The sequence below is a fragment of the Burkholderia sp. JP2-270 genome (assembly GCF_003233675.1).
Taxonomy (GTDB): Bacteria; Pseudomonadota; Gammaproteobacteria; order Burkholderiales; family Burkholderiaceae; genus Burkholderia; species Burkholderia pyrrocinia_C.
Genome location: NZ_CP029825.1, coordinates 3011351 through 3038285, shown reverse-complemented (window position 1 = coordinate 3038285; position 26935 = coordinate 3011351). Strand labels below are relative to the sequence as shown.

The following is a 26935-nucleotide window of genomic DNA, read 5'->3' as shown; positions in this document are numbered from 1 at the left end:
TTGCGAAGGGAACTGAAAGGTTTCCGGCTGGACGTGCAAACGGGCGAGCAGTTCGCGGATCGGGAATCTAGAATATGAACAGCGCCGCCTCCCCGGGCGCACCGGTTGCTCCCTTCTCCCGGACACCCGCGACCATGAACATTCGCCATACGCGCTTCACCCGCCCCGCGCTGCGCACACTCTGCGTCGCAACGCTCGCGACGCTCCAGGCCTGCAACGGCGACGCCTGCTTCGGCGTGGATGCCTGCTTCAACAACAACAACACGCAAACCGTCTCGCTGTCCGGCACGGCCGCCACGGGCAACGCGCTCGCGAGCGCGTCGGTGGTGGTCAGTTGCGCGGCAGGCTCCGCGACGACGCTGACGGACGGCGGCGGCAACTACCGTCTGACGGTTAACGCCGCGCTGCCGTGCGTCATCACCGTGACGTCGGGCGGCACGAGCCTGCATTCGCTCGCATACGCGGGCGGCACCTTCAACACGACGCCCGAAACCGAGCTGATGCTGGTCTATCTCGCGGCACAGCTCGGCACGAACACGGCAGGGCTGATCGGTAATTTCCAGGGCAATCTGCATCTCCAGCAGGTGATGGGCAGCCCGAACGCCGTGCAGGCCGCGCAATCGGCCGTCGTGACGAACCTCCAGCAGCGCTATGCGGTCACGCTCATGACGCCGGCGTTCCTGACCACGTCGTTCGTGGTCGGGCAACCGGGCGTCGACAGCGATCTCGGTGCGCTGGCGAAAGCGGGAGCGATCGATTCGAACGGATTGCCGGATCCGGTTGCCGTTTCGCTATTGGCGCAGGCCGGCGCCGCGCATCCGCTGTAGGCGGCCTGCGGCGCGAAAGGAATCGAACGTCAGGCGCCCGCTTCGTTCCCGTCGTCGGCCAGCAGCGCCCACCGTTCGTGGTCGCGCCATTCGCCGCCAATGCGCAGATAGCGCGGCGAAAATCCCTCTTTCCGGAAACCGAGCCGCCGAACCAGCGCGATCGACGCGTGGTTGCCGGGCTGGATGTTCGCTTCGAGCCGATGCAGCCCGAGTTCGCCGAACGCGACGCCGATCGCCGCGCGCAATGCGTCCGTCATCAACCCCTTGCGGCTGAAATCCGCCATCCCGTAGTACCCGAGATACGCGCTCTGAAACACGCCGCCGACGATCTCGTTGACGTTCACCACACCGACCACCGCTCCAGACGCCCGCTCCCGCGCGACGAGCCCGACATTCGGCCCCGTCAGGCAGCGTGCGAACCATTGGTCGAATCCCGTCTGGTCGGTGAACGAGTCGACCCACGGCAGATGGTGGTTCCGGCTCGCGCGGTTGGCAGCGATCAGGTCGGCGGCGTCGGATCGGGCGACGCGGTTCAGCAGGATCAGGCTCATGATTCGGTCGGATGCGGTGTGTTGCGCGAGCGGTCCGGCAAGCGAAGCCGTTCACCCGCTTCGCCACCGCTCGCGATCGATCAACGGGACGCTTACGCGGCTTCCCCACTCCCGCACACGACGGTCGCGGCCTGCTGCTGCGTCAGATACCGCAGCAGCTTCGTCACCATCCATACGACGATGAACGACAGCGCGACGAAGAAGACCGCGAGCGGCGTCAGCACATGGATCGACACGAACCCGGCCAGCCCCATCATCGCGGACGACACGAGCAGCAGCGCACACCCGAGGATCGCGCTCGTCAGGCCCGCGATATGCGGAAACAGCGAATTGCCCTTGGCCATCAGCGTCGGATACATCGCGCCCGCGCAGAAACCCATCACGAGGACCGGCGTCGCGAGCGTCCACACGCGCAGACCGACGGTCAACGCCAGCACCAGCATCGCGACCGACGCGCCCGCCATCACGCGCGCACCGATGCGCAGCCGTTGCTCGGCGCTCGGCAGCCCGCGCCCGTGAATCCGGTTCGACAGCCCGCCGAGGAAATACATCAGGCCGATCCCGAGCGCGAGATAGCCGAAGAACGTCGGCGGCTTGTGCAGCGTGGTCTGCACCATGAACGGCCCGACGATGTTGAACACGAGCAGGATGCTGTAGCACAGCCCCTGCGCCAGGAAGCAGCTCTGGAACACCGGGCTCGCGAGCACCTTGCCCGCGTTCGCCATCAGCGTGCGCGGCTCGAGATGCACCGGTTTCGGCAAGGTTTCCCGATAGCGCCACAGCAGCGCCCACATCACCAGCGAGTAGACGAGCAGGAACACGAGGCAGGCGCGCCAGCCGAACCATTCCTGAAGGTGCGCGCCGATCACCGGCGCGACGATCGGCGCGAGTCCCCACGCGATCGACATGTACGTGAACGCATGCATCAGCGCCTGGCCGGAGAACGAATCGGTGATGATCGCCTTCGCCAGCAGGTTGGTGGTCGCGATCCCGAAACCCTGCAGGCAGCGCGCCAGCACGAACGTCTCCAGGTTCTGCGCGCCGAGCGACAGCAGGCAGCCGATCGTGTAGATCACGAGCCCGAACGCGAGCACGCGCTTGCGCCCGTACGCGTCGGCGACCGGGCCGAAGATGAGCTGGCCGAGCGCGTAGGCCGCCATGTAGCCGGACACGCTCGACTGGATCGCCTGCGGCGTCGTCGCGAACGAACGCGCCATGTCGGGCAGCGCAGGCACGTAGATGTCGATCGCGAGTTGGCCCGCGGACGCGAACAGGCAGATCAGGAACAGCAGGAAGCGCGGCGAATTCGACTCGCGCGCGGAAGTGAGCGTGGCGTTCATGAAGACTGGGAAGGATTCGGGCGGCGGCGACGCTGCGCACGCGTGTTCGCATTGAGAACACGCGTGCGCAGCGAGCCGGGTTGCATATTGTGCCTGTTGTTGCGGCAACCGATGCGATTCCCATGGCGCGGGCGAGGTTGAACGTCCATCGGGGCATGCCCGGACCCGGACACACTCGCCGAGCCGTCCGCGCATTCGTCCGCCGCCCCCGTATTTTCCACCCATTGACATGCCTCCCCGCCTTCACCCTATACTCCCCGCAGCGCGACAAATTGTTGAACAATCCAACATGCTCGTTGACGCCTGACCGGCCACCGACAAGGATTTCGGCCGGATATCCCCGTCTGCAAATTTCCCCGAGAGCACCGTGCCATGTCGAACTATCCCGCCGCCTATCAGGTCACCAAAGGCTCCGTCCTGAACGTCGACCGGCCCTTTTACTCCGCGATCGCGCAACGCAAGGACGCGCGGCAATGCATCGAATCGCACGTCGTGCCGATTCGCAGCGGCTTCGCGTGGACGGTGCCGGCCGGCCACGTATTCCGTATCGTCACGCTGGAAGGCCCGCAGGTCGCCGACTTCAACATGTGGAACCTGCACAATCCGCGCGAGCGCATGTGGGCGTCGCGCACGCGCCAGCTGCAGGCCGCGCACGTGACGACGTTCGACCGCATCTGGTCGACGCTGCCCTACCTGCGCCCGATGGTCACGATCACCGACGACACGCTCGCCGGTTATGGCGTCGACGGCGACGGCGGCCGCGTGCACGACCTGCTCGGCACGCGCTGCGACCCCTACGTCAACAAGCTGCTGACCGGCGAGGATTTCCATTTCCACTGCCACTCGAATCTCGTTCGTGCGGTCGCACCGTACGGGCTGACGGAATTCGACGTGCACGACGTGCTGAACGTGTTCCAGTGCACGGGCCTGAACGACGACGACAAATACTTCATGAAGGCCTGCCCCGCGCAGGCGGGCGACTATCTCGAGTTCTTCGCCGAGATCGACCTGCTGTGCGCGATGTCCACATGTCCGGGCGGCGACCTGTCGGTACCGATGTGGGGCCCCGATGCACGCGACCCGATCGACGTGTGCCGGCCGCTCGGCGTCGAGGTATATCGGCTCGATCCGGGCCTGCTGGAAGGCTGGTCGTCGCCGCCCGTCGCGCCGTACAAGGGCCAGCACGGAGTGCAGCCGCCGCAGGCTGACTGGCGGCACGGCAAGACCGCATGACAAAGCCCGTAGAATGACGCAACGCCGCCGGCCGGCCATGCCGGCGGCATACGATCAGGAGAGGAGCAAACGAACAGCATGGCAAGCGAAAAAGCGCGGGGACAATCGGTCGCCGACCGGATCAGCCATCAACTGCGCGAACACATCATCAGCGGCAAGCTGCCGCCCGGCACGGCGCTGATCGAGATGGACCTCGCGGCCGAATACGATACGTCGCGCAACTCGCTTCGCGAAGTCCTGCACCAGCTCGGCCGCGAAGGGCTCGTCACGTTCGTGCGGCACAAGGGTGTCGTCGTACGCACGCTCAATCGCCAGGACGTGCGCGATCTCTATGTCGCGCGCCGCACGCTCGAACTGCATGCGCTGAACACGGCCGAACTCGCGCAGCCAGCGCTGCTCGAGAAAATGCAGACGGCCATCGGCGCCGCCGAGCGCGAACTCGGCAAAGAGAACTGGCAGGCCGTCGGCACGCACAGCCTGAGGTTTCACCAACATATCGTCGCACTGCAGAAGTCGGCGCTGCTCGACGAGTTCTTCCGGACCATCTCGGCGCAGCTGCGCCTCGTATTCGCGGCCGATCCCGACGAGAAGCGCGTGCAGACGGCCGACTGGATCCAGCGCGAATACCGGATCTACGAACTGCTCACGCAGAACCGTCGCAGCGAAGCCGTCACCACCCTCGCACGCTATCTCGACGATTCCGAGCGAATGCTGCTCGACGCGATCAGGCGTAGCCAGCGCGACGCGGCCTGAGCCGGCGTCCGGCCTCCCGCATGCGTGCCGCGCAACGCGGCACGCACGAATCCGGCATCGAACGCCGTCACGCTTCCTCGCCCGCCGGCAGCGCGTAGCTGCCGTCGTCGCGATGCGTCTCGCGCCCCGTCAGCGGCGGATTGAACACGCACACGAGATGCAGATCGCCGCGCGTCGCCCGCAGGATGTGCGCGTCGTTCAGGTTCAGCGCATAGATCGTGCCGGGCGTGATCCGGTGCATCTTGCCGGTCGCCGTTTCGACGACTTCCCCTTCGCCCGCCACGCAGTAGTTGGTTTCGAAGTGATGCTTGTAGTGCAGATGCAGTTCCGCGCCTTCATGCACCCGCGTCTCGTGAACGGAATAGCCGACGCCGTCCTGCTTGACGATCATGCGCTTGCTGTCCCAGCCCGGGCCGTGCGCGTGGCGCTCGGTATGGGCGATATCGGCCGATCTTACGACAATCATGAGCACCTCTGGATAATCACAACAAGAAATGGCAAGGCGATGCTTGCCGCCTGAAATCGCTTCATTCGGACCCGGCCAGCGCACGTTCGACCAGCACCGCCGCTTCGAGCAGCCGCGCGTCGTCGCCGCGGCGGCCCGTCAGCAACAGGCCGATCGGCTGCTTCTGTCGACAGTCGCCCGGCACACTGATGCTCGGCAGGTCCAGCCGGTTCGCAAATTCGGTCAGACGGAATGCGCGTGCGTTCGCCGCGAGATACGTTGTCTCGTCGGCCAGATCGGCAATGCGCGGCGGCAGCATCGGCACCGTCGGCGTCAGTACCGCATGCGCATCGCCGAGTTCCGCGTGGTACGCATCGGCCAGCGCCGCCAGGCGCAACAGCGCGGCCGCGTAGTCGTGCGCGCGCACGTGCTCGCCGGCCGCGATGCGCGGGCCGACGAGCGGATCGTAGCGATCCGCTGCCGTTTCCAGCAGTGCGCGATGCAGCATGAACGCTTCAGCCGCGATGACGCCTCCCGCCCGCGCGGCGCCGCCGGCCTCGACCGCACAATCGAGCCGCTTGCGCTCGATGCGCGCGCCCTGTGCGGACAGCCGCGACAGCCACGTGTCGAATGCCTGTCCGACGGCCGGGTCGACGTCGTCCGTCGCGAAGCGCTCGGGGACGATGAAATGCAGGTCCTTCGTGCTCGCCGGCACGGGCCGGCCGGCGGCGCGGTCATGCAGCACAGCATCGACCCGCCGGCACATGCGAGCCGTTGCCGCGAGGATCCCCGGCACGTCGAACGTCGTCGACAGGAAACGCATGCCCGCATCGGGATAACGACCGCGCGACGGCTTGAAGCCGGCCACGCCGCAGAACGCCGCCGGAATGCGCGCCGAGCCGCTCGTGTCCGAGCCGATCGACAGATCGGCCGCGCCGAGCGCCACCGACACCGCCGCGCCCGAACTCGATCCGCCCGCCACGCGCTCGCGTCGCGCATCGAGCGGCGTCGCGGGCGTGCCGTATGCGCGGTTCACGCCGAGCGCGCCGTACGCGAACTCGGTCATCGCGGTTTGCGCAATTCGCACCGCGCCGGCGCGACGCAGTGCCGCCACGAGCGCGGCATCGGTTCGCGCAGGCGGGTCGCCGGCCAGGACGCGTGAGCCGGCGTGCGTGACCCAGCCCTCGCAATCGAAACACGCCTTGACCGTCAGCACCGCGCCGGCCAGCGGCACGGCAGACGCATCGCGGCGTGCCGATGCATCCGCTGCACGCGCGTCGCCCAGCGCTGCTTCGTCGCGCCGCGCGAGCCATGCCGTCCCGATGTCGTCGGGATGCGCATCGGCACGCGCGAGGCTTGCGCGCAGCCGCTCGACGCACGCAGGCCCGTTCGCATCGGGATGCCGGAAATCAGAGGCGTCCATTGTCGTTCCGCACCGACCGTTCATTGCGGTTCATGCGAAATGGACGTGCTGCAGAAAGTCCTTCACGCGCGTATCGGTGCTGGCGCGAATCCGCTCGGGCGGCACGTCGTACAGGATCCGGCCGTTCTCCATGAAGACGATCCGGTCGGACACCTTGAACGCAAAGTTCATCTCGTGCGTCACGATGATCATCGTCATCCCTTCCTTCGCGAGCGTCTCGACCACTTTCAGCACTTCGCCGACAAGCTCCGGATCGAGCGCCGACGTCGGCTCGTCGAACAGCATGATCGACGGCCGCGTGGCGAGCGCCCGCGCGATCGCCACACGCTGCTGCTGGCCGCCCGACAGCTGATGCGGGTACTTGTTCGCGTGGTCGAGCATCCCGACTTTCGACAGCAGCGACAGTGCCTGCAGCCGGATCGCCTCCGCATCTGCCTGCCGGTGATAGCACGGCGCCATCATCACGTTCTGCAACGCCGTGCGATGCGGGAACAGGTTGAAGCTCTGGAACACCATGCCGATGTCGAGGACCCGGTCGTGCGGCACGCGCGGCGGATGCGCGCCCGACGCACGAATGAACGGCTCGCCGTACAGATCGATCTCGCCCGCGTTCACCGGCGCGAGTCCGTTGACGGTACGGATCAGCGACGTCTTGCCCGAACCCGACGGGCCGATGATCGATACGACCTGCCCCGGCGCGACATCGAGATGGATATCCTTCAGCACTTCGTGGCGACCGTAGCGCTGCTGAACGCCTTTCAGCCGCAACGCGAATTCGGCGCTCGCGCGCGGCCGCGGCGCGACGGCCGGCGTCGCCAGCGGCAGCGCGATGGTCGCGGGGCCGGCCTGGGCCGGCGTGCGGAGGCTGACGTCGAGGTGCCGTTCGAGATAACCGAGCAGCCGGCTGAACACCGTGACGATGAGCACGTAATAGAACGCGACTGCCAGCATCGTTTCGAACACGAGGAAGTTCTGCGTGTACAGCCGCTGCCCGACGAGCAGTATCTCGGCGAGCGAGATCACCGACACGAGCGACGTCAGCTTCACGATCGTGATGAATTCGTTCGCGAGCGCGGGCAGCGCGACGCGAATCGCCTGCGGCATCACGATCATCCGCTGGATACCCGTGAAGCGGATGCCGAGCGCGCGGCCGGCTTCGAGCTGCCCGCGCGGCACGGACAGGATCCCGCCGCGATGGATCTCCGCGAAATAGGCGGTCTCGCTCAACACCATCGCGATCAGGCCGGCCGTGAATGGATCGGACAGCACCGCGCTGGTGGCGGGAAACACCTGCGGCAGGTTGTAGATGAACACCAGCAGCACGAGCAGCGGCAGGCTCCGGAAGAACCAGATGTACATGCTTGCCGCGCGCTTCAGCAGCGCATGATGCGACTGTCTCGCGAGCGCCACCGGGAAGCCGAGCAAGACGCCGAGCAACCAGGCGGATACGCTGAGCTTCACGACGACGACGCAGGCGCGCCAGAAATCCCTGTCCCACAAGAGTTGCAACGCGTAGTGCCAATCGAACTGCATCGAAGACTCCTCAACCGCGGATAGGTGATGCAAGCGCCCGGTGCGGGTCGCGCGTCCGGGCGGGCAAGCGCGCCGGCATGGCGCGCGATTGCCGCTTCGCGACTACTTCGCCGTGCCGAGCGCGTTCGCGACGTCGGCAGTGGTCGGCACCTGCAACCCGTACTTCTTCACGAGGCCGTCGTACTCGCCGCTGTGCTTCGCCTCGTCCAGCGCCCCCTCCAGCGCGCGCAGCAGACCCGCGTCACCCTTCGCCACGCCGAGGCCGATGACGATCGGATACAGCAGCGTCGTCGAGCTGAGCTCGACACGCCCGTTCGTCTGCTTCGGAATGCCCTGCGCGACGGCTGCATCCTCGATCTGCACGTCGACGGCCCTCGACATCAGCGCGGAAGTCGCTTCCGGCGAGGTCGGAAACTCGAGCATCGCAATCTCGCCGCGACCGGCCGCCTTGCAGGTGTCCTGCGAGACCTCGCGCAGCTTCGGCGTCCACGACGCGCCCTTGATCGTGCCGACGCGCTTGCCGCACAGGTCCTTCGGCGTTTTCGGCAGGTATGCGCCGCCCTTCGCGACGAGCAGCGACGCGCCTGTCTTCAGGTACGGCACGAAATCGACCTGCTTCAGGCGATCGGGCGTCACGTAGAGCGCCGACGCGACGACGTCGAAGCGGCGCGCCTTCATCCCGAGGATCAGGTCGGGAAAGCGCGTGTCGAGGAAGACAGGCTCGAGCTTCAGGTGGCGCGCGAGCAGCCGCGAAAACTCGGCGTCGAAGCCGGCCGGCTTGCCGCCGTCCAGGTACGCGTAAGGCGGATACGTCAAGTCGGAGCCGACCAGGAGCGTGCCGGGCCGCACCGTCTGCAGCGATGCCGCCGACGCGAGCGAGCACGCGAAAGCCAGCGGCACAAGCGCGCCGCCGAGAAAACGTCGAAACGAGAACTGACCGGGCATTGCGTGGCTCCTGAGGTTTTTCGGCTCCTGCGTATAGACGTCGCAACGCCTCCCGTGCACCGCCACATGCGGCTTTTCGAGATTTTTCACCGAAAATTGTTGAACAATTTCGGCCGATTCTGACCAGTAAAAATTGATAACTGAATCCGGGTTTACGCGAGAAACGGCGTCGCCGTGCGCGAATCGTCAGCGCACGCGTGCGCCGTCGTCCGGTGCCGGACGCGAGTTTCAGGACGGGGAGAAATGAACGGGAGAAGGCGGCGATCCGCTGGGATCACCACCGAGGTGCGTGCGCCCATTGCGGGCGCAACGATTTCTGCAACGCAGCCGAGATGAAAGCCGACTCATCAGCCGGCGTACGCGGCGCGCATCGACTGCATGGACCGGCAGAACGACGCACCGGCGCCTGCCACACTGCTAGATCACGATCAATACTGCGCCTGGTCAGTCGGATTCCTGAACAACTGTTTCATCTCCGCCGACAGCGGATAGTTGAGGCTCACGCCCTTCGGCGGAATCGGCTGCGTAAACCACTGGTTGTAGAGCTTCTCGGCCGCGCCCGACGTCTGCATCTTCGCGATCACGCCGTCGACCACATGCTTGAAAGGCGGATCGTCCCTGCGCAACATGCATGCGTAGTTTTCGTGGACGAGCGGCGTGCCCGTCACCGCGTACGCGCCCGGGTTGCGGTCCTTCGCGATCTCGCCGTACAGCAGCGGCTCGTCCATCACGAACGCCACCGCGCGCCCGGTCGTGACGTTCATGAACGCTTCGGCGTGATCCTTCGCGCTGATGATCGTCATGTTCATCGCCTTCTCTTCGTTGAGCTTGCGCAGCAGGCGCTCGTCCGACGTGCCGGCCGTCGTCGCGACCGTCTTGCCGGCCAGGTCCGGGAAATCCTTCACGCCCGAATCCTTGCGCGTGCTGAAGCGGATGCCGTACAGAAAGATGCTGTTCGAGAACGCGGCCTGCTTCTGCCGCTCGAGCGTGTTCGTCGTCGACCCGCATTCGAAATCGATCGTCCCGTTCTGCAGCAGCGGAATCCGGTTCTGCGACGTGATCGGAATCTCCTTCACCGTGAGGTTCGGCAGGTTCAGGTCCGTCTTCAACTGGTCGATGATGCGCGACGCGATGTCCCGCGAGTAGCCGATGTTCTTCTGCTGGTTGTCCGAATACGAGAACGGCACCGACGATTCGCGAATACCCAGCGACACGACGCCCGTGTCCTTGATCTTCTTCAGCGTACCGGTGAGAGCCTGCGCATGCGCGGCGCCCGCCAGCGCACAGGACAGCGCGACAGCCAGCAAACGGAAGCGGCGATCCATGCTTTTCTCCTGACGAATCGTTGATCGAATCGCGATCGTACGCCCGACAAAATTCGCACCGTATCAGGGAAAGCGTCAGGCGCACTCCGCTGCGGCTACGCCGCGGGCAGCCGTTTTCCGTGGCGCGCAAAAACGGCCGCACCGCGCGTTTTGCCCGACCGGCCGCTTGCAGGCTCGACCCCACCTTCTGTGCCGCCCGTTCCAAACGCTCGTTCATGCTGCAATGCCGCAACGTAATCGTTTGCGTCTTGCTCTTTTTTCACACAAAACATATTCAAGAAGCCGCCACAGCGGCCGTTACCCAGTGCATGGCGCGTCGCAGCAAGCCCGCCGCGACCACCAGACAAAAACGACAAGGTCCGGTTTTGCCGGACCGAGCACACCGCCGGCACGACGGTTCTATACGAGGATCGACTTTCATCATGAAAGCCAAACGTTTCAATTTCGCGCTGGCCCGTTCCGCCCATGCGCGCATGCTCGCCGGCATGCTGTCTGCCGCCGCCCTCCTGCCCCTCGCCGGCTGCGGCGGCGGAGGCGGTGACGGCAGCAACCCGTCGCCGACCAACGCGGCACCGACGCCGGCCCCCGCGCCCACCCCGACGCCCGCCCCGACGACCCCGCCCACCACGTCCGGCAGCAACGCCTGCACGTCCCAGCAGGCCGCCGTGCAGATGGCCGCCCAGACCACGCCCGACGAGCCGCCGGTCGACCACCTGATCGTCAAGCTGAAGACGCTGACGGCCACGCGTGCGATGGCGGCCATCGACGACGGCACGCGGCTCGACGCGGTGATCCAGCGTTCGATGACGCGCTGGACGGCGCCGACGGCGACCGGCGCCGCACGCGCGTATGCGGCCTCGACGACGCAGACGCAGCTGAACGTGCAGGTCGAGCGGACGATCTCGAACGGCGCGGCCGTGCTGTCGCTCGGCCAGCGTGTCGCGGCCGCCGACGCAACGGCGCTCGCGCAGACATTCGCCGCCGACGCCGACGTCGACTACGCGGAACCGGATCACCCGATGAAGGTCCGCGACACGCCGAGCGACCCCAGCTACAGCCAGCAGTGGTATCTGTCCGACCCGACCGCCGGCGTCGACCTGCCGCCCGCATGGAACACGACCAAGGGTTCGCCGACCGTCGTCACGGCCGTGCTCGACACCGGCTATCGGCCGCACCCCGACCTCGTCGGCAACCTGCTGCCCGGCTACAGCTTCATCACCAACGTCAACACCAGCAACAACGGCCTGTCGCGCGGCCCCGACGCGACCGACCCGGGCGACTGGGTCACGCAGCAGGAACTCGACAACACGAGCGGCCCGTACTATCACTGCACGAGCGAACCGAGCGCCAGCAGCTGGCACGGCACGCGCGTGATGGGCGTGATCGGCGCGACCGCCAACAACGGCATCGGCATCGCCGGCGTGTCGTGGCTCGGCCGGATCCTGCCGGTGCGCGTGCTCGGCAAGTGCGGCGGCGTGACGAGCGACATCGCCGACGCGATGCGCTGGGCGGCTGGCATTCCCGTCACCGGCGTACCGACGAACCCGACGCCCGCGAAAATCATCAACCTGAGCCTCGGCGGCGTCGGCGCATGCAGCACGACGTTCCAGCAGGCGATCGACGACGTGAACGCGAAGGGCGTGACCGTCGTCGTCGCCGCCGGCAACGACGGCCTGTCGACCGGGCTCGACCAGCCCGCGAACTGCCGCGGCGTGATCAGCGTCGGCGCCACCGACGCGACCGGCCGCCGCGCATCGTTCAGCAACTTCGGCGCCAACATCACGCTGAGCGCACCGGGCGTCAACATCCTGTCGACGGCCAACAGCGGCACGACGACGCCGGGCGGCGACACCTACGGCCCGGCGAGCGGCACCAGCCTCGCGACGCCGCAGGTGACGGGTGTCGCCGCGCTGATGCTCGCGGTGAACGGCAACCTCACGCCCGCGCAGATCCAGCAGAAGCTGCAAGGCGGCACGCGCGCGGCGAAGCTGGCGGCCGGCACGTCGTGCACCGCGATGCCGGCGGGCTCGGGCATTCTCGATGCAGGGACCGCCGTCGCGGCAGCCGGCCTGTAACCGGCACCCTGCCTCGACGCAGCCGCGCGCATGCCGACATGGCGTGCGCGCGGTTTGTTTTTTCCGGCGGACGGCGATCCGGCGATCGCTTATAGACCCGATTCGGTTTCTCGAAATAACACCTGACAAAAGGGTTGACGCTTCGCACGACGAGCCTTTACCATCGCCCCCGTCTAATTACATGGAGTGTTCTGTGAACACCGATGCGAGTTGTAGTTGGTGCTCGACCAACTTGACTGCTGCCTGAGGAAAACGCGCAGAGCCTCGTCTTCTGCCGCATCCCGGGAAGCAGGATGCGGCGTCCTTCCGGCCTGACCGGCCAGATTCCCCGCCGAATTTTTCGATGTTGTCGAATGCACGCGACGCGCCGTCGCGCGTGTGCGTTCGTGTTGCGCGCGGTGCCAGCCGCGTGCGTTTTCCGTTCGCGTGCCGCCCGGCCGCGCGCCTTCGTGCGTGCGCGGCTGCCGATCGCCCGTGCCGATGACTCGCAACCGACAGGAGTGCAGATGAACTCAGACGACAGTAGTCGATTACCGCTCGCCGGTGCGACGCTGCGCATCGATCGTCCGACCGCACTCCGCGCGCCGGCGAGCGTTCCCGCTTTCACCGATCCACAGCCGATCGCGTTTGACGCGACGCGGCGGGGAGCGCTCGTGCGTCGATAACGTCACGGCCGCTCCCCGCCCGCCGCCTCGCGCGCCAGGAGCGACTCATGACACAACGCAACACATCGCAAAAGAAACAGCGCGGCTTCATCAAGACCGGCCCCGGTCAGCAGAACGAACCGCGCATCATGCGCGCCGCGCAGGAAGCGGCCCGCCCGCTCGAAGACACGCTGAAGTCGCTGCGCACCAGCACGCGCGGCCTCACCTACGGCCAGGCCGCCGACCGCCTGCAGCACCACGGCCCGAACGAAATCGCGCACGACAAGCCGCCGCACTGGTCCCGCCAGTTGCTGATGTCATTCCACAATCCGTTCGTCTACGTGCTGCTGGTGCTGGCGGCCATCAGCTTCTTCACCGACGTCTACTTCGCGGCGCCCGGCGATCGCGACTACGTCGGCATGACGATCCTGCTGACGATGGTCACGATCAGCGCGCTGCTGCGCTTCGTGCAGGAATTCCGTTCGCTGCGCGCGGCCGAGAAGCTCAAGGCGATGGTCCGCACGACGGCCACCGTGCAGCGCGCGATCACCGATACCGTCGAGCCGGCGCGCCGCGAGGTGCCGATGCGCGAGGTCGTGCCGGGCGACATCGTGCACCTGTCGGCCGGCGACATGATCCCCGCCGACGTGCGCCTGCTCGCGTCGCGCGACCTGTTCATCAGCCAGGCCGTGCTCACCGGCGAAGCGCTGCCCGTCGAGAAATACGACACGCTCGGCGCGGTCGCCGGCAAATCGGCGAGCACCGGCACGGCCGGCGCGGCGAACGATGCGTCGACGCCGCTGCTCGATCTCGAGAACGTCTGCTTCATGGGCACCAACGTCGTCAGCGGCACGGCGACGGCCGTCGTCGTCGCGACCGGCGAGGACACGTACTTCGGTTCGCTCGCGCGCAACGTCGTGAGCCACAAGCGCATCGAGACGAGCTTCGACCGCGGCGTCGCGAGCGTGAGCTGGCTGCTGATCAAGTTCATGTTCGTGATGGTGCCGATCGTGTTCATGATCAACGGCCTGACCAAGGGCGACTGGCTGAGCGCACTCACGTTCGCGCTCGCGGTGGCCGTGGGTCTCACGCCCGAGATGCTGCCGATGATCGTCAGCGCGAACCTCGCGCGCGGCGCGATCGCGATGGCGCGCCGCAAGGTCGTCGTCAAGCGGCTGAACTCGGTGCAGAACTTCGGCGCGATGGACGTGCTGTGCACCGACAAGACCGGCACGCTCACGCAGGACAAGATCATCCTCGAACACCACCTCGACCTGTCCGGTCATAAAAACGAGGAAATCCTGCGGCTCGGCTGGCTGAACAGCTTCCACCAGAGCGGCCAGAAGAACCTGATCGATATCGCGGTCGTCGCGCGCGCCGACGAGATCGGCGAACGCGCGAAGCCGCAGGGCTACAAGAAGATCGACGAGCTGCCGTTCGACTTCGTGCGCCGCCGCCTGTCGGTCGTCGTCGAGGATACGTGCGGCACACACCTGCTGGTCTGCAAGGGCGCGGTCGAGGAAATGCTGGCCGTCTCCACGCATGTACAGGATGAAGACGGCGTGCGCCCGCTCGATTTCGTCGCGCGCAAGCGGCTGCTCGAACAGGCCAACGCGTACAACGAGGACGGCTTCCGCGTGCTCGTGCTCGCAACGCGCACGATCCCGCGCGGCGACGAACGCGAGCAGTACCGCACCGCCGACGAACGTGACCTCGTCGTGCGCGGCTTCCTGACCTTCCTCGATCCGCCGAAGGAGTCGGCCGCGCCGGCACTCGCCGCGCTGCGCGAGAACGGTGTCGCGGTGAAGGTGCTGACGGGCGACAACCCGATCGTCACGATGAAGGTGTGCCGCCAGGTCGGCCTCGAACCCGGCAAGCCGATCCTCGGCGCTGAAATCGAGGCGCTCGACGACGCAACGCTCGCGCAGGTCGTCGAACGCACGACCGTGTTCGCGAAGCTGACGCCGCTGCAGAAGGCGCGCATCGTCAAGGCGCTGCAGGCGAACGGGCACACGGTCGGCTTCCTCGGCGACGGCATCAACGATGCGCCCGCGCTGCGCGACGCCGACGTCGGCATCTCGGTCGACAGCGGCGCCGACATCGCGAAGGAAACCGCGGACATCATCCTGCTCGAAAAGAGCCTGATGGTGCTCGAGGAAGGCGTGATCAAGGGCCGCGAGACGTTCGGCAACATCCTGAAGTACCTGAACATGACTGCGAGCTCGAACTTCGGCAACGTGTTCTCGGTGCTCGTCGCCAGCGCGTTCCTGCCGTGGGAGCCGATGCTCGCGACGCAGCTGCTCGTGCTGAACCTGGTCTACGACACGTCGCAGATGCTGCTGCCGTGGGACAAGATGGATCCCGAGTTCCTGAAGAAGCCGCGCAAGTGGGAAGCCGGCAACATCAGCCGCTTCATGCTGTGGGTCGGGCCGACGTCGTCGGTGTTCGACATCACGACCTACGTGCTGATGTGGACCGTGTTCGGCGCGGGCGCGATGTATCACCTGCACGGCGGCACGGGCGGCCAGATCGTGATGAACTCGGGCTGGTTCATCGAGAGCCTCGTGTCGCAGACGCTCGTGGTGCACCTGCTGCGCACGCAGAAGATTCCGTTCCTGCAAAGCACGGCCGCGCTGCCGGTGCTGCTGTCGACGTTCACCGCGATCGCGATCGGCTGCTGGCTGCCGTTCTCGCCGTTCGCGGAGGCACTCGGCTTCATGCACCTGCCGGGCACCTTCTGGCTGTGGCTCGCCGCGACGATGGTCGGCTACATCCTGCTCGCGCAGATCGTCAAGACGATCTACGTGCGCCGCTACAAGCAGTGGTTCTGATTCCGTTCGGATAACGACGTGCCGGCCCGCGCAACGCACTCGGGCCGGCCTTTCACGACGCTTCAAGGGTAATGCGATGAAAAGAATCCTTCCGCTCGCAGCCGCGAGCGCACTCCTCGCACCGCTCGACGCCTTTCCGGCCCATCCGCTCGTCAGCGACGATACGGGCACGCAGGGCAATGCGAACTGGCAGTTCGAGTTCAACGCCGAGGAAACCTCGAAACAGGAAGACAGCGGGCGCCACCAGCTATGGAATGCGACGCTCACGCGCGGGTTCGGCGAACACGTCGACCTCTACGTCAACGCGCCTTATACGCATCTGCAAACGCGCACCGACGAAAACGGCGCGGGCATCGGCGATGTCGAGATCGGCATGAAATGGCGCTTCGTCGAACGCGGGCCGCTGTCGCTCGCCCTAAAACCGAAGGTGACGATGCCGACCGGCAACGACGGCCGCGGGCTCGGCACGGGCCGCGTCGGCACCGGCGCGACGCTGCTCGCGCAGGCCGACATCGCGCGCTTCTCGCTGCTCGCGAATGCGGGCCTCGCGTACCAGCCGAATCATCAGGGCGACCTGACGTCCGTCTGGGCCGTGTCGGGCGCGGCGCTCTACAAGGCGACCGACCGGCTGCAGCTCGTGGTCGACGTCGGCATGTCGCGCAACACCGAAAGCACCGCCGGCGTGAATCCGGCATTCGTGCTCGCGGGCGCGATCTATTCGCCGACGCGCTGGCTCGATCTCGACGTCGGCTACCGGCGCGGGTTGAACGACCAGACCTACCGTCACTCGGTGATGGGCGGTGTGACGGCGCGGTGGTGATACACAGGCTGGCGCGACGTATGCGTCGAGCCGCAACACGACGGGCCGCAGTGCACAGCAGCGGCCCGTTCCTTTATCCCGCGTCGTTCGTGCCGAACAGTTGCGCACACACGGTGCGCCCCTCGTCGGTCAGCGCGGCGCGGCCGGTGCCGTCCTCGTTCAGCGTCGTCGCGCTCAGGCCCGCGGCATCGAGCTGCGTCAGCACGCGGCGCAGCGTGCTCATCGGCAGTTGCGCGCGCTTCGCGATCTTCGGCAGCGACCATGTCTTGCCCGCCGGATCGTTCGCGGCCTCGTTAAGCGTCGCGAGCGTCGCAACGAGTGCGGGATCGAGCGGGGATTCGTCGGATTCTGAAGTCATCGGTTCGGGTTCATGAGCCGGTGCCGGACCGGCATTCATTCAGGATGAGGATGCAATCGCGAGCACTATACGCCCCGTCACCCAGCCTTGATCGCGGCGCGCATGAACGACACGAAATGCGCCGTGACGGGATCGTCGCGCCCCGACAGCCACGCGAGCCCCACGCGCCACTTCGCGTCCCTGCCGTCGAGCGGCAGCACCGTCGCGTCGCGCAGCAGGTACTGCGCGCGCGACGGGATGAACGCGACGCCGACGCCGGCCGCGACCGAGGTCAGCACCGACTGCACATCTTCCGCCTGCTGCGTCACGTGCGGCACGAAACGGCGCTCGACGCACCATCGGTCGATCTGCGCAGCGAGCCCCGGGCCGCGCGCACGCTGCAGTGCGATGAAGCCGATCTCGTTGAGCACGTCGAGGTCGGCCGGCACGCGCTTGAAGCCCAGGTGCGGCGGCACCGCAAGCGCGAGCCCTTCGTCGATCACCTTGAACGACGACAGCCCGTCGTCGGACGGCAGGCGCAGGAACCCGGCGTCGAGCTTGCCGGCACGCAGCCGGCGCGTCTGCTCGGACGACGATAGATCGCTCAGCGTGACGGCAATGCCCGGATTGCGGCGACGAAATTCAGCGACCAGCTTCGGCACGAGCGTCAGCACGGACAGGCAGATGCCGAGCCGCAAATGCCCGCGCTGCCCGCTGCTCGCCTCCCGCGCACGCGCGAGGATCTCGTCGGCATCGCGCACGAGCGCCTGCGCGTCGGGCAGGAAGCGTTCGCCGAACGGCGTCAGCTCCGCGCCGTGCCGCCCGCGCTCGAACAGCTTGCCGCCGAGGCTCGCCTCGAGCGCGCCGATCTGCTTGCTCAGTGCCGGCTGGCTCATGTGCAGCGCATCGGCCGCGCGGCTGAAATGGCACAGCTCGGTGACCGTCAGGAACGTTCGCAGCAGTTTCAGTTCCATTCTTTAAGGGAATCTTATCGATCGAAATATTCATTTTACTGATCGAATGCGATGACGTTCAATACGGGCATGCCCTTCCCGGAATTTACTGTCATGTCACTAGATCACGTGTCCGAATGCGTGGCGGCCCCATCTTGCGATGGCGCGGTTGCAAACGAACGCACCGTCGCCGTCGATACGTGCGCACCGAAGCGTCGTGCCGAACGCAGCGACGGACGCAGCCGCCGTTTTCGCTTCGGCGATGCGATCGAAGACGCGTCGCCACGCGCCGTGACAGGTTCGATCGCGATCAGTTTTGCGGTCGTGTCGCGGCGGAGCTGGCCGCGCTAAGCGGCGCCGGGCGCGAGGATCCCCGCCATATCGATCCGATACACGTTGCCGTCCATACCAACGACGTACAGCACACGGCCGCGGCCGACCATCCGCGCAGCTCCGACAGGCTCCGAACCGGCACTCTGCAAACGATATGCGCGCACCAGCCGGACCTCGCCATCGGCACCCAGATGCACGAGTTGCAGCGCGTCGCGATCGTCGTAGGCACCACAGAACAGCGCCGTGTACGCGCCGTGCCGCACCGGATCTTCCGTCACAGCGAACGCGCGGCTACCCTTCACCGGAATGCGCCATGACGCGACCGTTTGCCGGTCGCGCATGTGGACGAGCGCAAATTCATTGTAGTAATACAACCAGACGTCGTGGTCGCCTGGAACGTTGAGCGCATAACAGTCGTCGATCGGACCCAGTCCCGCGGGCGGCGAGAACGCATGGAGCTGTTCGCCTTGCCTGTTCCACGCGACCAATCCCGATGCTCCGACCGGGAGCTCCCAGCCGAAATTGCCGTAGACACCTTCGTCGAAATAGGACGTCCAGATTTCTCCGGTGCCCGTGACCTGCACCGACTCGATACCGTCGCCGAGCAATATTTCGCCGCAAGGCATGCCGTCACGGCGATAGAACCGGCCGTTCAGATCGAAGTCGTCCGGCCCGCGATAACAGGATCGAACGCAAACGAGCAGAAGATCGTCTCCCACCGGCTGGATCTCGTGAATGTTGAACGGTTCGTTGTCGACGACGAGATCAAGCAGCGCTTCCCCGCCCTTCCACGCAATCATGCGGTACCGCTGCGAAGCAGACGGTGTCGTTTTCGCAACCGACACACCATCGGATCGAGTCCGGTAATCGAGCGGCTCCAGTGCAAACGCCATGTATAACGCATCGTCCGGCCCCACGTTGAAGGCCACGAGTTCGCCCGTCGCGGACAGGCTGTCGATCGATGCGAGCGGTTGCACGGGCAACGCGTGCGGGCGGCGGGACATGGGTTCTCCTGAAAATGACCTCGACATCTTGCCGACCGTGCCGTCGTTTGTCACGCAGGCGCGACATATGGACGCGAATCGCAATGCAAGGAGGCGGCAGCCTGCAAAACAGCGCCGCTGAAACGGGATGCCATCGTCGTCGCCACGCGATCGACCGTATAATTTCCCGCACCCGCTGACCGCCCATGCATTCCGCGCAGCCGCATCGCGCGTGAAAAGGAGACTTTCGCTTGACCGGCCTCATCGCGCGCCTGCCTCGCGCCCGGACCACCCTGATCCTCGCCCTCTCGTTCCTGCTGCTCGCGTTCGCCGCGAACGCGTCCGCGCAGCGCGCGCAGCCGCATCGCACCGCGCACGCCCACGCGCATGCGAAAACCGTCAAGAAGAAGCCTGCTCACCGCAAGATCAAGGCCGTCAAGCATCGCCGCCCGCATGCGAAGCATCGTGCAGTCAAGCGTCATGCGACGCCGGCCCCGCAGCATCGCCGCGCGAAGCGCACGACCGCCGCACGCCCGCGCCCGGCGGCCGCCAAACCGCGCCTGATGGCAAGCTGCGGCTATAGCCCGCGCGCAGTCAGGTCGTTGCATTCACGCGCGGCCTACGTGCTCGACGTCGACTCCGGCACGCCGCTGCTGGCCCGCAACGCGCGCACCGTGCGGCCGATCGCATCGATCTCGAAGCTGATGACGGCCGTCGTCGCACGCGACGCGGATCGTCCGCTGAACGGCGTGCTGCGCGTCACCGCGCACGATCGCGACACGATCAAGTTCACCGGTTCGCGATTGCAGGTCGGCTCGGAGCTGTCGCGCCGCGACATGTTCCATATCGCGCTGATGTCGTCGGAAAACCGCGCGGCGGCCGCGCTGAGCCGCGACTATCCGGGCGGGCGCGCTGCGTTCGTCAAGGCGATGAACCGCGAAGCGCGCCGGCTCGGCATGCGCCACACGCACTTCAGGGAGCCGACCGGCCTGTCGCCGCACAACGTGTCGACGGCAGAGGATCTCGCGAAGCTCGTCGGCGCGGCGGCGCAGGATCCGCTGATCCGCTATTTCTCGACGGATACGTCGACCACCGTGCGCCCCGGCGACGGCGAGCTGCTGTACGTGAATTCCGACCCGCTCGTCCGCTACCGCCGTCTGCCGATCCGGCTGCAGAAGACGGGCTTCATCAACGAATCGGGGCACGGCGTCGTGATGCGCATGCGCGTGAAGGGCCGCCGCGAAACGGTCGTGCTGCTCGGCGCGCCGACGCGCGCCGGCGTATCGAGCGACGCACTCAAAATCCATCGCTGGTTGACCTGCTCGATCCAGTAAGCGCGCGCAGGCGGCCGGCGCGTTCACCCTACGGGAGCGATGCCATGCAGGACGAATACCGCTTCAGTGCATTCGGACGGCTGCTCGCCGTCGTGCGTACGAACGGCCGCTGGGCCGTGTTCGATCTCGGCGCCGAAGGCAAGCGGCGCCCGGCCGACCTGCAGATTCCGTCCGCGCTCGCCGCGGACGAACTCGCTCAATACCTCGGCGACCTGCTGCACGAAAACGCCACGCCGAAATACAGCGAAGTCGTGCCGGTCGCCCTGCCGCACCGCACGTAACCGCGTGCCGGGCGGCGCCGCGGCCTGCCGGCCAATTTGACAGTTAAACTTGCAAGTTTAACTGTCGTGCTCTATGATCCGCCGCATGAACCCGCCACGCAAACCCGGCGTTTCCGCCGACCTCGTCGCCGCCGACCTGACCCTCGCGGTCGGCCAGTTGATCCGCCGGCTCCGCTCCGAAATCGAATCCGAAGGGCTCGGCATGTCCCAGACGAGTGCGCTCGCGCGGCTCGAACGGCACGGGCCGATGACGACCGCCGATCTCGCGCGCGCCGAGGCGATGAAACCGCAGTCGATGAAGGCGATCCTCGCGAGCCTCGAGGAAGACGGTCTCGTCGAACGCGAACCGCATCCGACCGACGGCCGCCAGATCCTGTTCATGCTGACCGCCGCCGGCCTCCACGCACGCCGCAAGCGCAATGCCGCGAAGCACAAGTGGCTTGGCGCGGCGATCGAAAGGCTCGATCCAGAAGACATCGACACGCTCGCCGCCGCGATCCCGCTGATCCGCCGCATCGGCGAGCAATGACCCCGGCCTGCGCGCCACGCGGCATCCGCGCGCCCGCCTTCCTTCGTCCATTCCACGGAGCCCCATCATGAGCGCAACCCGTCTCGACACGAACACGGCACTCGTCGTCATCGACCTGCAGAAAGGCATCGTCGCCCTCCCGACCGCACACCCGGTCGCACCGGTGATCGCGCACACCCGCGAACTGCTCGACGCATTCCGCAGCCGCGGCCTGCCGGTCGTGCTCGTCAACGTCGCCGGGGGCGCACCGGGCCGCACGCAGCAGCAGGTACGCCTGGACGCCCTGCCCGCCGACTGGACCGAACTCGTGCCCGAACTGAACCGGCAGCCGGCCGACCATGCCGTGACGAAAAAAACCTGGGGCGCATTTACCGGTACGGATCTCGACGCGCACCTGAAGGCGGCCGGCGTCACGCAGATCGTGCTGACCGGCGTCGCGACGAGCATCGGCGTCGAATCGACCGCGCGACAGGCCCACGAACTCGGCTACAACGTGACGCTCGCCGTCGACGCGATGACCGACCTCAACGCGGACGCGCACGCAAACAGCACCGAGCGCGTGTTCCCGCGCCTCGGCGAAACGGGCACGACGCAGGACATCGTCGCGCTGCTCGACCGGCGCGGCGCGTGAACGACCGACGCGCGCAGCCGGCGCCGGGCCACGCGGCCGGCCGGCTCGATCCGTCGATCTGGAAGGTCAGCGCGGTCGCGACGCTCGGCTCGCTGCTGTCGCAGCTCGACGCGACGATCGTCAACGTATCGCTGTCGAGCCTCGCGACCGACCTGCATGCGAGCCTGTCGACGATCCAGTGGGTGACGAGCGGCTACCTGCTCGCGCTGACGCTGGTGCTGCCGCTGAACGGCTGGCTCGTCGACCGCATCGGCGCGAAGGCGCTGTACCTGTGGTGCTTCTCCGCGTTCACGCTCACGTCGGCGCTGTGCGGGCTCGCGTGGTCCGCGCCGTCATTGATCGCGTTCCGCGTGCTGCAAGGCGTCAGCGGCGGGCTGCTCGCACCGATGGCGCAGATGATGATCGCGCGCGTCGCCGGCCAGCAGATGGCGCGCGTGATCGGCTACGCGGCGGTGCCCGTGCTGCTCGCGCCGATCCTCGGCCCCGTGGTCGCTGGTGCGATCCTGCAGTACGCATCGTGGCGCTGGCTGTTTCTCGTGAACCTGCCCGTCGGCGTGCTGGCGCTCGCGCTGGCCGTGCGGTTCCTGCCCGGTGATCGTGACGAAGCGCAACGACGCGAACTCGACTGGGTCGGCCTCGCGTTGCTGTCGCCGGGCCTCGTGCTGTTCCTCTACGGCGCCGAGCGGATCGGCACGGCGTTCGGCATCGCCGCGATCGCTTGCTCGGCGCTGCTGCTCGCCGCGTTCCTGCGCTTCGAGCAACGCAAGGGCGAGCACGCACTGATCGATCTCGCACTGTTTCGCTCCCGCGTGTTCGGTGCGGCGGCCGGCACGCAGTTCCTGTCGAACGGCGCGATGTACGCGGGCCAGATGCTGATTCCCGTGTTCCTGATCCAGGCGTGCGGGCGCTCGCCGGGCGAGATGGGCTGGCTGCTCGCGCCGCTCGGGCTCGGCATGCTCGTCACCTATCCGTCGATGGGCGCGTTGACGAGCCGGTTCGGCGTGCGCCGGCTGGCCGCCGCCGGTGCGTTGCTCGCCGTCGTCGCGACGCTGCCGTTCGTGTTCCTCGCGCTGACCGGCTACGATCCGTACGTGCTCGTGCCGGCGCTGTTTCTGCGCGGCATGGGTCAGAGCGCGATCGGCGCGCCGTCGATCTCCGCCGCGTATGCGTCGGTCGAGCGCCGCAACCTGCCGATGGCGACGACGTCGCTCAATATCGTGCAGCGCCTCGGCGGCCCGACGTTCACGACGATATGCACGCTGTTCCTCGCATGGCGGCTGCAGGCCGAAGCGATATCGGGCGGCGGCACGCAAGCGGCCGCGTACGCGTGGGCGTTCGGCCTGCTTTGCGTGCTGCATGCGGCGAGCTTCGTCACGACGCTGCGGCTGCCGTTGTGGTCGGCCGGTACGGGCGGGCGAACTGCCGGCGCCGCGCGCGCCGGTTCGCGCTGAACGCGGACGCTGCGCCGCGATGTGCGCGCAGCGTCGCTACGGCAGCCACATCGGCATGATCGACACCACGAGCAGCACGCCCAGCCCCGCATTCAGGCAGCGCCACTGCCGCTCCGTGCGCAACACGCGCGCGAACAACAGCCCGGCGAAACACCACAGCGACAACGACGCCATCGCGGCCAGGCCGAACGCCAGCCCGAGCAATACGCCCAGCCGCGCCGGCCCGGACGCGAGCGCGGCGAACGACGCGGCCGCGCCGAGCGTCATCGCCCAGCCTTTCGGGTTGTGCCAGAGCATCCAGACACCGCTGACGAACCCTTGCGGCCGGTGCACCGCGGCATCGAGCCGCGGCTTGCCGCCGCGCCCGATGCGCACGGCCAGCCACACGAGATACAACGAGCCGGCCACCTTCATCGCGAGCTGCAACGCGGGTAGCGCAAGCAACACGCTGCCAAGCCCGGCCGCGGCAACCGCCGCCATCGACGCCAGGCCGGCCGCGATGCCGGCCATCAGCGGCAGCGACCGCCGATAGCCGAAATGGGCGCCCGATGCGGTTGCGAGCGTCGTCGCGCCGCCCGGCGTCACGGTGGACACGATCACGAACAGCATCAGCGGCAGGTAGTCGCGAAGCAGCACGGAGGCTCCCGGTTGTCGTCGTCGAAGCCCCCGTTTTACCCGCGATCCTCCCATTACGACAGCGAAAGATTTTTATGCCTGCCATTAGCGTTCATAATGCGACGCATGACACGCAATCTCGACATCGCGCTGCTGCGCGCCTTCGTCACGGTCGCCGATCATCGCAGCATGACGGCGGCCAGCCGCGCGCTGCACCTGACGCAAGGCGCGATCAGTCAGCAGGTCGCGCGGCTCGAAACGCTGTCCGGCCCGCTGTTCGTCCGCGAGCATCGCAACCTGCTGCTCACTGCGGCCGGCGAGCGGCTGCTCGAACAGACGCGCCGGCTGCTCGCCGTGCACGATACGCTGCTGACCGACCTGACGGCCGGCGCGGTCGAAGGCGCCGTTCGCCTCGGCGCACCGCAGGATCTCGTCGGCGCCTGTCTCGCGCCGATCCTGAAAGGCTATGCGCAGGCGCATCCGCAGGTCGCGCTCTCGCTCGTGTGCGCGGCATCGCCGGAACTGCGCCGGGGGCTCACGCAGGGCGATCTCGACGTCGCGCTGATCGAGGCGCCGGTCGGGTCGTCTCGCGGCGAATGCATCGCGGTCGATCGGCTGGTCTGGGTCGGCGCGAAAGGCGGCACCGCGCACCGGAACACGCCGCTGCCGGTGTCGATGGTCGCGCAGACCTGCGCGTTCCGCCCGATCGTGCTCGACGCGCTGCGCGGCAGCGATCGTGCATGGCGCACCGTGTTCGAGAACGGCAGCTTCGACGCGACGGCCGCGACCGTGCGCTCCGATCTCGCGGTGACCGTCTGGCTCGCGTCCACCGTGCCGGCCGACCTCGACATCCTGCCGGCCGGCAGCGGCCTGCCCGCGCTGCCGAACTTCGCGATCAACCTTCATCTGCCGCGCGGCCAGCGCACGCCGGCCGCGACGGAACTGGCCCGCCACCTGCGCAACGGCTTCGCGCGCTTGCGCACGGCCGCCTAGGGCGGTTCACACTACACGGTGCCAGGCTCCTGCGGCGCCGGCGTCGTGCCCGCCGCCTCCAGCGCCTGATGCAGCGTCTCGAAGATGCGCGACTCGCCGACGACCCCGGTGATCCGGTGACGATCCATGTCCGCGCGCAGATAGCGGTTGACGCGCCCGAACAGCACGCCGATCCCGCGCGCGTGCAGCGTCTTGACGAGATCGGTCACGGTCCGCGCGGCCGAATAGTCGAGATCGGTGATCGCGCCCGCATCGACGATGAACCAGCGCGGCGGCACCGGCGCCGCATCGACGAGCTCGGTCACCTCGGCGGCGAACAGATGGTCGTTCGCAAAGAACAGGTCGGAGCCGAACCGGTAGACGATCAGCCCCGGCGCCGTCATGGCGCCGCGCCGCGCAGGCACCGGCTGCCAGCGCCCGTCGCCCGCGACGGGCTCGAGCACCATCGTGTGCGGCTGGTAGCTGTGGTGCACGTGCCGCATCAGCGACAACACGACGGCCAGCAGGATGCCCTGCTCGACGCCGACCGTCACGACGGCCACGGCCGTCACCAGCGCGAGCGTGAATTCGCCGGGGCTTTCGTTGCGGATCGCCGCGAGGCTGCGCATGTTGATCAGCCCGAGCGCGATCGTAAACACGATGCCGGCCAGCACCGCATGCGGCAGATACTGCAGGGTCGTGCTGAAGAACAGCAGCACGACGGCCACGACGGCGGCGAACGCGAGATGCCCGATCTGGCTGCGCACGCCCGCGCCATCGGCCATCGCCGTCTGCGTCGGGCTGCCGTTGACGACGAACGCGCCGCCGACCGCCGCAGCCGCATTCGCGGCCGCGAGCCCGAGGATGTCGGCGTTGGTGTCGACGTCCTCGCCGTACTGCTGCGCGAACACGCGCGCGGCGGCCGCGCTCTGCGCGATGATCATCACGAAGCACGACGCGGCAACCGGCACGAGATCGAGGAACTGCTGCCACGTAACGGACGGCCAGCGCAGCGGCGGCAACCCGCCCGCGACGGGCCCGAGCACCGCGATGCCGTGCGCGGCGAAACCGAACGCATGGCTCGCGGCAATGCTGCCCGCGACCGCGATCATCGGCATCGGCACACGCGGCAGGAACCGCTTGCACGCGAGAATCGCGACGACGACGAGTGCCGCGAGCGCGAATGTCGGCCGGTTCGCGTGGACGAGATGCGTGACGACATAGGCGAGTTGCGCGAGGCTGCGCGATGCCGGGTATGGCACGGCTAAGCCAAGCATGTCGCCGAGCATCGCGATCGATACCTGCACGCCGACGCCGGCGAGAAAGCCGACCAGCACCGTGCGCGACAGAAAATCGGCGAGGAAGCCGAGCTTGAAGATGCGCGCGAGCAGCAGCATCGCGGCGGTCAGCAGCGCGACCATGCCGGCCAGCGCCGCATAGTCGGCGCTGCCGGCCGGCGCCATCGACGCAAGCCGGCTCGCGAAGATCGTCGCGGTCGCGGAATCGGCGGCGACCACGAGATGGCGCGATGCGCCGAAACATGCGAACGCGATAAGCGGCAGGAACACCGTGTAAAGGCCCGTGACGGCCGGCATGCCGGCGATGCGCGCGTAACCGAGCACCTGCGGGATGTCCATCGACGCGAGCGATATGCCCGCGAATACGTCGCGAATGGCCGCCGCGCGGCGGATCGGGAGGATGCCTTTCAGCGGCCGCACGCCTGGCGGACGGCTTTCGTTCGAATCTTGCATGCGTGAAATACGTGAGGCCG

26 protein-coding genes are annotated in these 26935 nt (G+C 67.2%); 14 read left to right on the top strand and 12 right to left on the bottom strand.

Annotated elements, in window-relative coordinates; genetic code table 11:
* Positions 1 to 134 precede the first annotated feature (134 nt).
* The gene (locus DM992_RS31915) at positions 135 to 827 is read left to right on the top strand and encodes a hypothetical protein (protein ID WP_111020099.1); all 693 of its coding nucleotides are present in this window, start codon (positions 135 to 137) and stop codon (positions 825 to 827) included.
* Positions 828 to 856: 29 nt separating this feature from the next.
* Here DM992_RS31915 and DM992_RS31910 read toward each other — a convergent pair whose 3' ends face one another.
* Positions 857 to 1378, bottom strand: a complete 522-nt coding sequence (locus tag DM992_RS31910; protein ID WP_111020098.1) for a GNAT family protein — start codon at positions 1376 to 1378, stop codon at positions 857 to 859.
* A gap of 92 nt (positions 1379 to 1470) precedes the next feature.
* Positions 1471 to 2718 (bottom strand): multidrug effflux MFS transporter, encoded by a 1248-nt coding sequence (locus DM992_RS31905; protein WP_111020097.1) that lies wholly within the window; start codon positions 2716 to 2718, stop codon positions 1471 to 1473.
* 372 nt (positions 2719 to 3090) lie between these two features.
* Between DM992_RS31905 and DM992_RS31900 the strand changes: the two genes are divergently transcribed.
* Together DM992_RS31900 and DM992_RS31895 are read left to right on the top strand one after the other, a co-directional pair.
* On the top strand, positions 3091 to 3951 hold the full coding sequence (locus tag DM992_RS31900; RefSeq protein WP_111020096.1) for a DUF1989 domain-containing protein: 861 nt from the start codon (positions 3091 to 3093) through the stop codon (positions 3949 to 3951).
* Between the two features lie 78 nt (positions 3952 to 4029).
* Positions 4030 to 4704, top strand: a complete 675-nt coding sequence (locus DM992_RS31895; RefSeq protein ID WP_111020095.1) for a GntR family transcriptional regulator — start codon at positions 4030 to 4032, stop codon at positions 4702 to 4704.
* A 67-nt stretch (positions 4705 to 4771) separates the two neighbouring features.
* On the opposite strand, the gene DM992_RS31890 is transcribed toward DM992_RS31895, so the two are convergent.
* From DM992_RS31890 to DM992_RS31870, 5 genes are all read right to left on the bottom strand, one after another.
* On the bottom strand, positions 4772 to 5170 hold the full coding sequence (locus DM992_RS31890; RefSeq protein ID WP_111020094.1) for an ectoine synthase: 399 nt from the start codon (positions 5168 to 5170) through the stop codon (positions 4772 to 4774).
* Between the two features lie 61 nt (positions 5171 to 5231).
* Positions 5232 to 6572: an amidase family protein gene (locus DM992_RS31885; protein WP_111020093.1), complete on the bottom strand. Its 1341-nt coding sequence runs from the start codon at positions 6570 to 6572 to the stop codon at positions 5232 to 5234.
* A gap of 30 nt (positions 6573 to 6602) precedes the next feature.
* Complete coding sequence (locus DM992_RS31880) at positions 6603 to 8105, bottom strand: amino acid ABC transporter permease/ATP-binding protein (RefSeq protein WP_111020092.1); 1503 nt, start codon at positions 8103 to 8105, stop codon at positions 6603 to 6605.
* 102 nt (positions 8106 to 8207) lie between these two features.
* Complete coding sequence (locus DM992_RS31875) at positions 8208 to 9050, bottom strand: ABC transporter substrate-binding protein (RefSeq protein ID WP_111020513.1); 843 nt, start codon at positions 9048 to 9050, stop codon at positions 8208 to 8210.
* A 428-nt stretch (positions 9051 to 9478) separates the two neighbouring features.
* Positions 9479 to 10375, bottom strand: a complete 897-nt coding sequence (locus DM992_RS31870; protein WP_111020091.1) for a glutamate/aspartate ABC transporter substrate-binding protein — start codon at positions 10373 to 10375, stop codon at positions 9479 to 9481.
* A gap of 422 nt (positions 10376 to 10797) precedes the next feature.
* On the opposite strand from DM992_RS31870, the gene DM992_RS31865 reads away from it, so the two are divergent.
* The 4 genes from DM992_RS31865 to DM992_RS31845 all read left to right on the top strand — a co-directional run bounded on the left by DM992_RS31865 (position 10798) and on the right by DM992_RS31845 (position 16745).
* Complete coding sequence (locus DM992_RS31865; RefSeq protein ID WP_111020090.1) at positions 10798 to 12450, top strand: S8 family peptidase; 1653 nt, start codon at positions 10798 to 10800, stop codon at positions 12448 to 12450.
* Between the two features lie 506 nt (positions 12451 to 12956).
* Positions 12957 to 13115, top strand: coding sequence for a hypothetical protein (locus DM992_RS42445; RefSeq protein WP_204356149.1), 159 nt, complete (start codon positions 12957 to 12959; stop codon positions 13113 to 13115).
* A gap of 47 nt (positions 13116 to 13162) precedes the next feature.
* Positions 13163 to 15925, top strand: a complete 2763-nt coding sequence (mgtA, locus tag DM992_RS31850) for a magnesium-translocating P-type ATPase (RefSeq protein ID WP_111020087.1) — start codon at positions 13163 to 13165, stop codon at positions 15923 to 15925.
* 76 nt (positions 15926 to 16001) lie between these two features.
* Complete coding sequence (locus DM992_RS31845) at positions 16002 to 16745, top strand: transporter (protein WP_111020086.1); 744 nt, start codon at positions 16002 to 16004, stop codon at positions 16743 to 16745.
* A gap of 73 nt (positions 16746 to 16818) precedes the next feature.
* On the opposite strand, the gene DM992_RS31840 is transcribed toward DM992_RS31845, so the two are convergent.
* Together DM992_RS31840 and DM992_RS31835 are read right to left on the bottom strand one after the other, a co-directional pair.
* Positions 16819 to 17142 carry a DNA-binding protein gene (locus tag DM992_RS31840; RefSeq protein WP_343212457.1) on the bottom strand — a complete coding sequence of 108 codons (324 nt, stop codon included), beginning with the start codon at positions 17140 to 17142 and terminating at the stop codon, positions 16819 to 16821.
* Between the two features lie 38 nt (positions 17143 to 17180).
* On the bottom strand, positions 17181 to 18056 hold the full coding sequence (locus DM992_RS31835; RefSeq protein WP_111020085.1) for a LysR substrate-binding domain-containing protein: 876 nt from the start codon (positions 18054 to 18056) through the stop codon (positions 17181 to 17183).
* A gap of 51 nt (positions 18057 to 18107) precedes the next feature.
* On the opposite strand from DM992_RS31835, the gene DM992_RS31830 reads away from it, so the two are divergent.
* Positions 18108 to 18386, top strand: coding sequence for a hypothetical protein (locus DM992_RS31830; RefSeq protein ID WP_111020084.1), 279 nt, complete (start codon positions 18108 to 18110; stop codon positions 18384 to 18386).
* On the opposite strand, the gene DM992_RS31825 is transcribed toward DM992_RS31830, so the two are convergent.
* Positions 18383 to 19297 (bottom strand): hypothetical protein, encoded by a 915-nt coding sequence (locus DM992_RS31825; RefSeq protein ID WP_162631776.1) that lies wholly within the window; start codon positions 19295 to 19297, stop codon positions 18383 to 18385. The genes DM992_RS31830 and DM992_RS31825 overlap by 4 nt on opposite strands.
* A gap of 305 nt (positions 19298 to 19602) precedes the next feature.
* Here DM992_RS31825 and DM992_RS31820 point away from each other — a divergent pair, with 305 nt between their 5' ends.
* The 5 genes from DM992_RS31820 to DM992_RS31800 all read left to right on the top strand — a co-directional run bounded on the left by DM992_RS31820 (position 19603) and on the right by DM992_RS31800 (position 23577).
* Positions 19603 to 20685 (top strand): serine hydrolase, encoded by a 1083-nt coding sequence (locus tag DM992_RS31820; RefSeq protein WP_111020082.1) that lies wholly within the window; start codon positions 19603 to 19605, stop codon positions 20683 to 20685.
* A gap of 44 nt (positions 20686 to 20729) precedes the next feature.
* Entirely contained in the window at positions 20730 to 20966 is a 237-nt protein-coding gene (locus DM992_RS31815; RefSeq protein WP_111020081.1) for a hypothetical protein, read from the top strand.
* Positions 20967 to 21039: 73 nt separating this feature from the next.
* A complete protein-coding gene (locus DM992_RS31810) occupies positions 21040 to 21495 on the top strand; it encodes a MarR family transcriptional regulator (RefSeq protein ID WP_111020080.1) in 456 nt (151 codons plus the stop codon).
* 67 nt (positions 21496 to 21562) lie between these two features.
* Positions 21563 to 22126, top strand: coding sequence for an isochorismatase family protein (locus tag DM992_RS31805; protein WP_111020079.1), 564 nt, complete (start codon positions 21563 to 21565; stop codon positions 22124 to 22126).
* Entirely contained in the window at positions 22123 to 23577 is a 1455-nt protein-coding gene (locus DM992_RS31800) for a DHA2 family efflux MFS transporter permease subunit (protein WP_111020078.1), read from the top strand. The genes DM992_RS31805 and DM992_RS31800 overlap by 4 nt, the downstream gene beginning before the upstream one ends.
* Positions 23578 to 23613: 36 nt before the next feature.
* Here DM992_RS31800 and DM992_RS31795 read toward each other — a convergent pair whose 3' ends face one another.
* Positions 23614 to 24267, bottom strand: coding sequence for a LysE family transporter (locus tag DM992_RS31795; RefSeq protein WP_111020077.1), 654 nt, complete (start codon positions 24265 to 24267; stop codon positions 23614 to 23616).
* 42 nt (positions 24268 to 24309) lie between these two features.
* Between DM992_RS31795 and DM992_RS31790 the strand changes: the two genes are divergently transcribed.
* Entirely contained in the window at positions 24310 to 25185 is an 876-nt protein-coding gene (locus tag DM992_RS31790; protein ID WP_111020076.1) for a LysR substrate-binding domain-containing protein, read from the top strand.
* A gap of 11 nt (positions 25186 to 25196) precedes the next feature.
* Here the strand turns inward: DM992_RS31790 and DM992_RS31785 are convergent, their stop codons facing one another.
* A complete protein-coding gene (locus DM992_RS31785) occupies positions 25197 to 26915 on the bottom strand; it encodes a SulP family inorganic anion transporter (protein ID WP_111020075.1) in 1719 nt (572 codons plus the stop codon).
* Between the last annotated feature and the right edge of the window lie 20 nt (positions 26916 to 26935).

Coding starts and splice junctions, on each gene's coding strand:
- DM992_RS31915 (WP_111020099.1), top strand. CDS start 135: ATGAACATTCGCCATACGCGCTTCACCCGCCCCGCGCTGCGCACACTC.
- DM992_RS31910 (WP_111020098.1), bottom strand. CDS start 1,378: ATGAGCCTGATCCTGCTGAACCGCGTCGCCCGATCCGACGCCGCCGAC.
- DM992_RS31905 (WP_111020097.1), bottom strand. CDS start 2,718: ATGAACGCCACGCTCACTTCCGCGCGCGAGTCGAATTCGCCGCGCTTC.
- DM992_RS31900 (WP_111020096.1), top strand. CDS start 3,091: ATGTCGAACTATCCCGCCGCCTATCAGGTCACCAAAGGCTCCGTCCTG.
- DM992_RS31895 (WP_111020095.1), top strand. CDS start 4,030: ATGGCAAGCGAAAAAGCGCGGGGACAATCGGTCGCCGACCGGATCAGC.
- DM992_RS31890 (WP_111020094.1), bottom strand. CDS start 5,170: ATGATTGTCGTAAGATCGGCCGATATCGCCCATACCGAGCGCCACGCG.
- DM992_RS31885 (WP_111020093.1), bottom strand. CDS start 6,572: ATGGACGCCTCTGATTTCCGGCATCCCGATGCGAACGGGCCTGCGTGC.
- DM992_RS31880 (WP_111020092.1), bottom strand. CDS start 8,105: ATGCAGTTCGATTGGCACTACGCGTTGCAACTCTTGTGGGACAGGGAT.
- DM992_RS31875 (WP_111020513.1), bottom strand. CDS start 9,050: ATGCCCGGTCAGTTCTCGTTTCGACGTTTTCTCGGCGGCGCGCTTGTG.
- DM992_RS31870 (WP_111020091.1), bottom strand. CDS start 10,375: ATGGATCGCCGCTTCCGTTTGCTGGCTGTCGCGCTGTCCTGTGCGCTG.
- DM992_RS31865 (WP_111020090.1), top strand. CDS start 10,798: ATGAAAGCCAAACGTTTCAATTTCGCGCTGGCCCGTTCCGCCCATGCG.
- DM992_RS42445 (WP_204356149.1), top strand. CDS start 12,957: ATGAACTCAGACGACAGTAGTCGATTACCGCTCGCCGGTGCGACGCTG.
- mgtA (WP_111020087.1), top strand. CDS start 13,163: ATGACACAACGCAACACATCGCAAAAGAAACAGCGCGGCTTCATCAAG.
- DM992_RS31845 (WP_111020086.1), top strand. CDS start 16,002: ATGAAAAGAATCCTTCCGCTCGCAGCCGCGAGCGCACTCCTCGCACCG.
- DM992_RS31840 (WP_343212457.1), bottom strand. CDS start 17,142: ATGAATGCCGGTCCGGCACCGGCTCATGAACCCGAACCGATGACTTCA.
- DM992_RS31835 (WP_111020085.1), bottom strand. CDS start 18,056: ATGGAACTGAAACTGCTGCGAACGTTCCTGACGGTCACCGAGCTGTGC.
- DM992_RS31830 (WP_111020084.1), top strand. CDS start 18,108: ATGACGTTCAATACGGGCATGCCCTTCCCGGAATTTACTGTCATGTCA.
- DM992_RS31815 (WP_111020081.1), top strand. CDS start 20,730: ATGCAGGACGAATACCGCTTCAGTGCATTCGGACGGCTGCTCGCCGTC.
- DM992_RS31810 (WP_111020080.1), top strand. CDS start 21,040: ATGATCCGCCGCATGAACCCGCCACGCAAACCCGGCGTTTCCGCCGAC.
- DM992_RS31805 (WP_111020079.1), top strand. CDS start 21,563: ATGAGCGCAACCCGTCTCGACACGAACACGGCACTCGTCGTCATCGAC.
- DM992_RS31795 (WP_111020077.1), bottom strand. CDS start 24,267: ATGGGAGGATCGCGGGTAAAACGGGGGCTTCGACGACGACAACCGGGA.
- DM992_RS31790 (WP_111020076.1), top strand. CDS start 24,310: ATGCGACGCATGACACGCAATCTCGACATCGCGCTGCTGCGCGCCTTC.
- DM992_RS31785 (WP_111020075.1), bottom strand. CDS start 26,915: ATGCAAGATTCGAACGAAAGCCGTCCGCCAGGCGTGCGGCCGCTGAAA.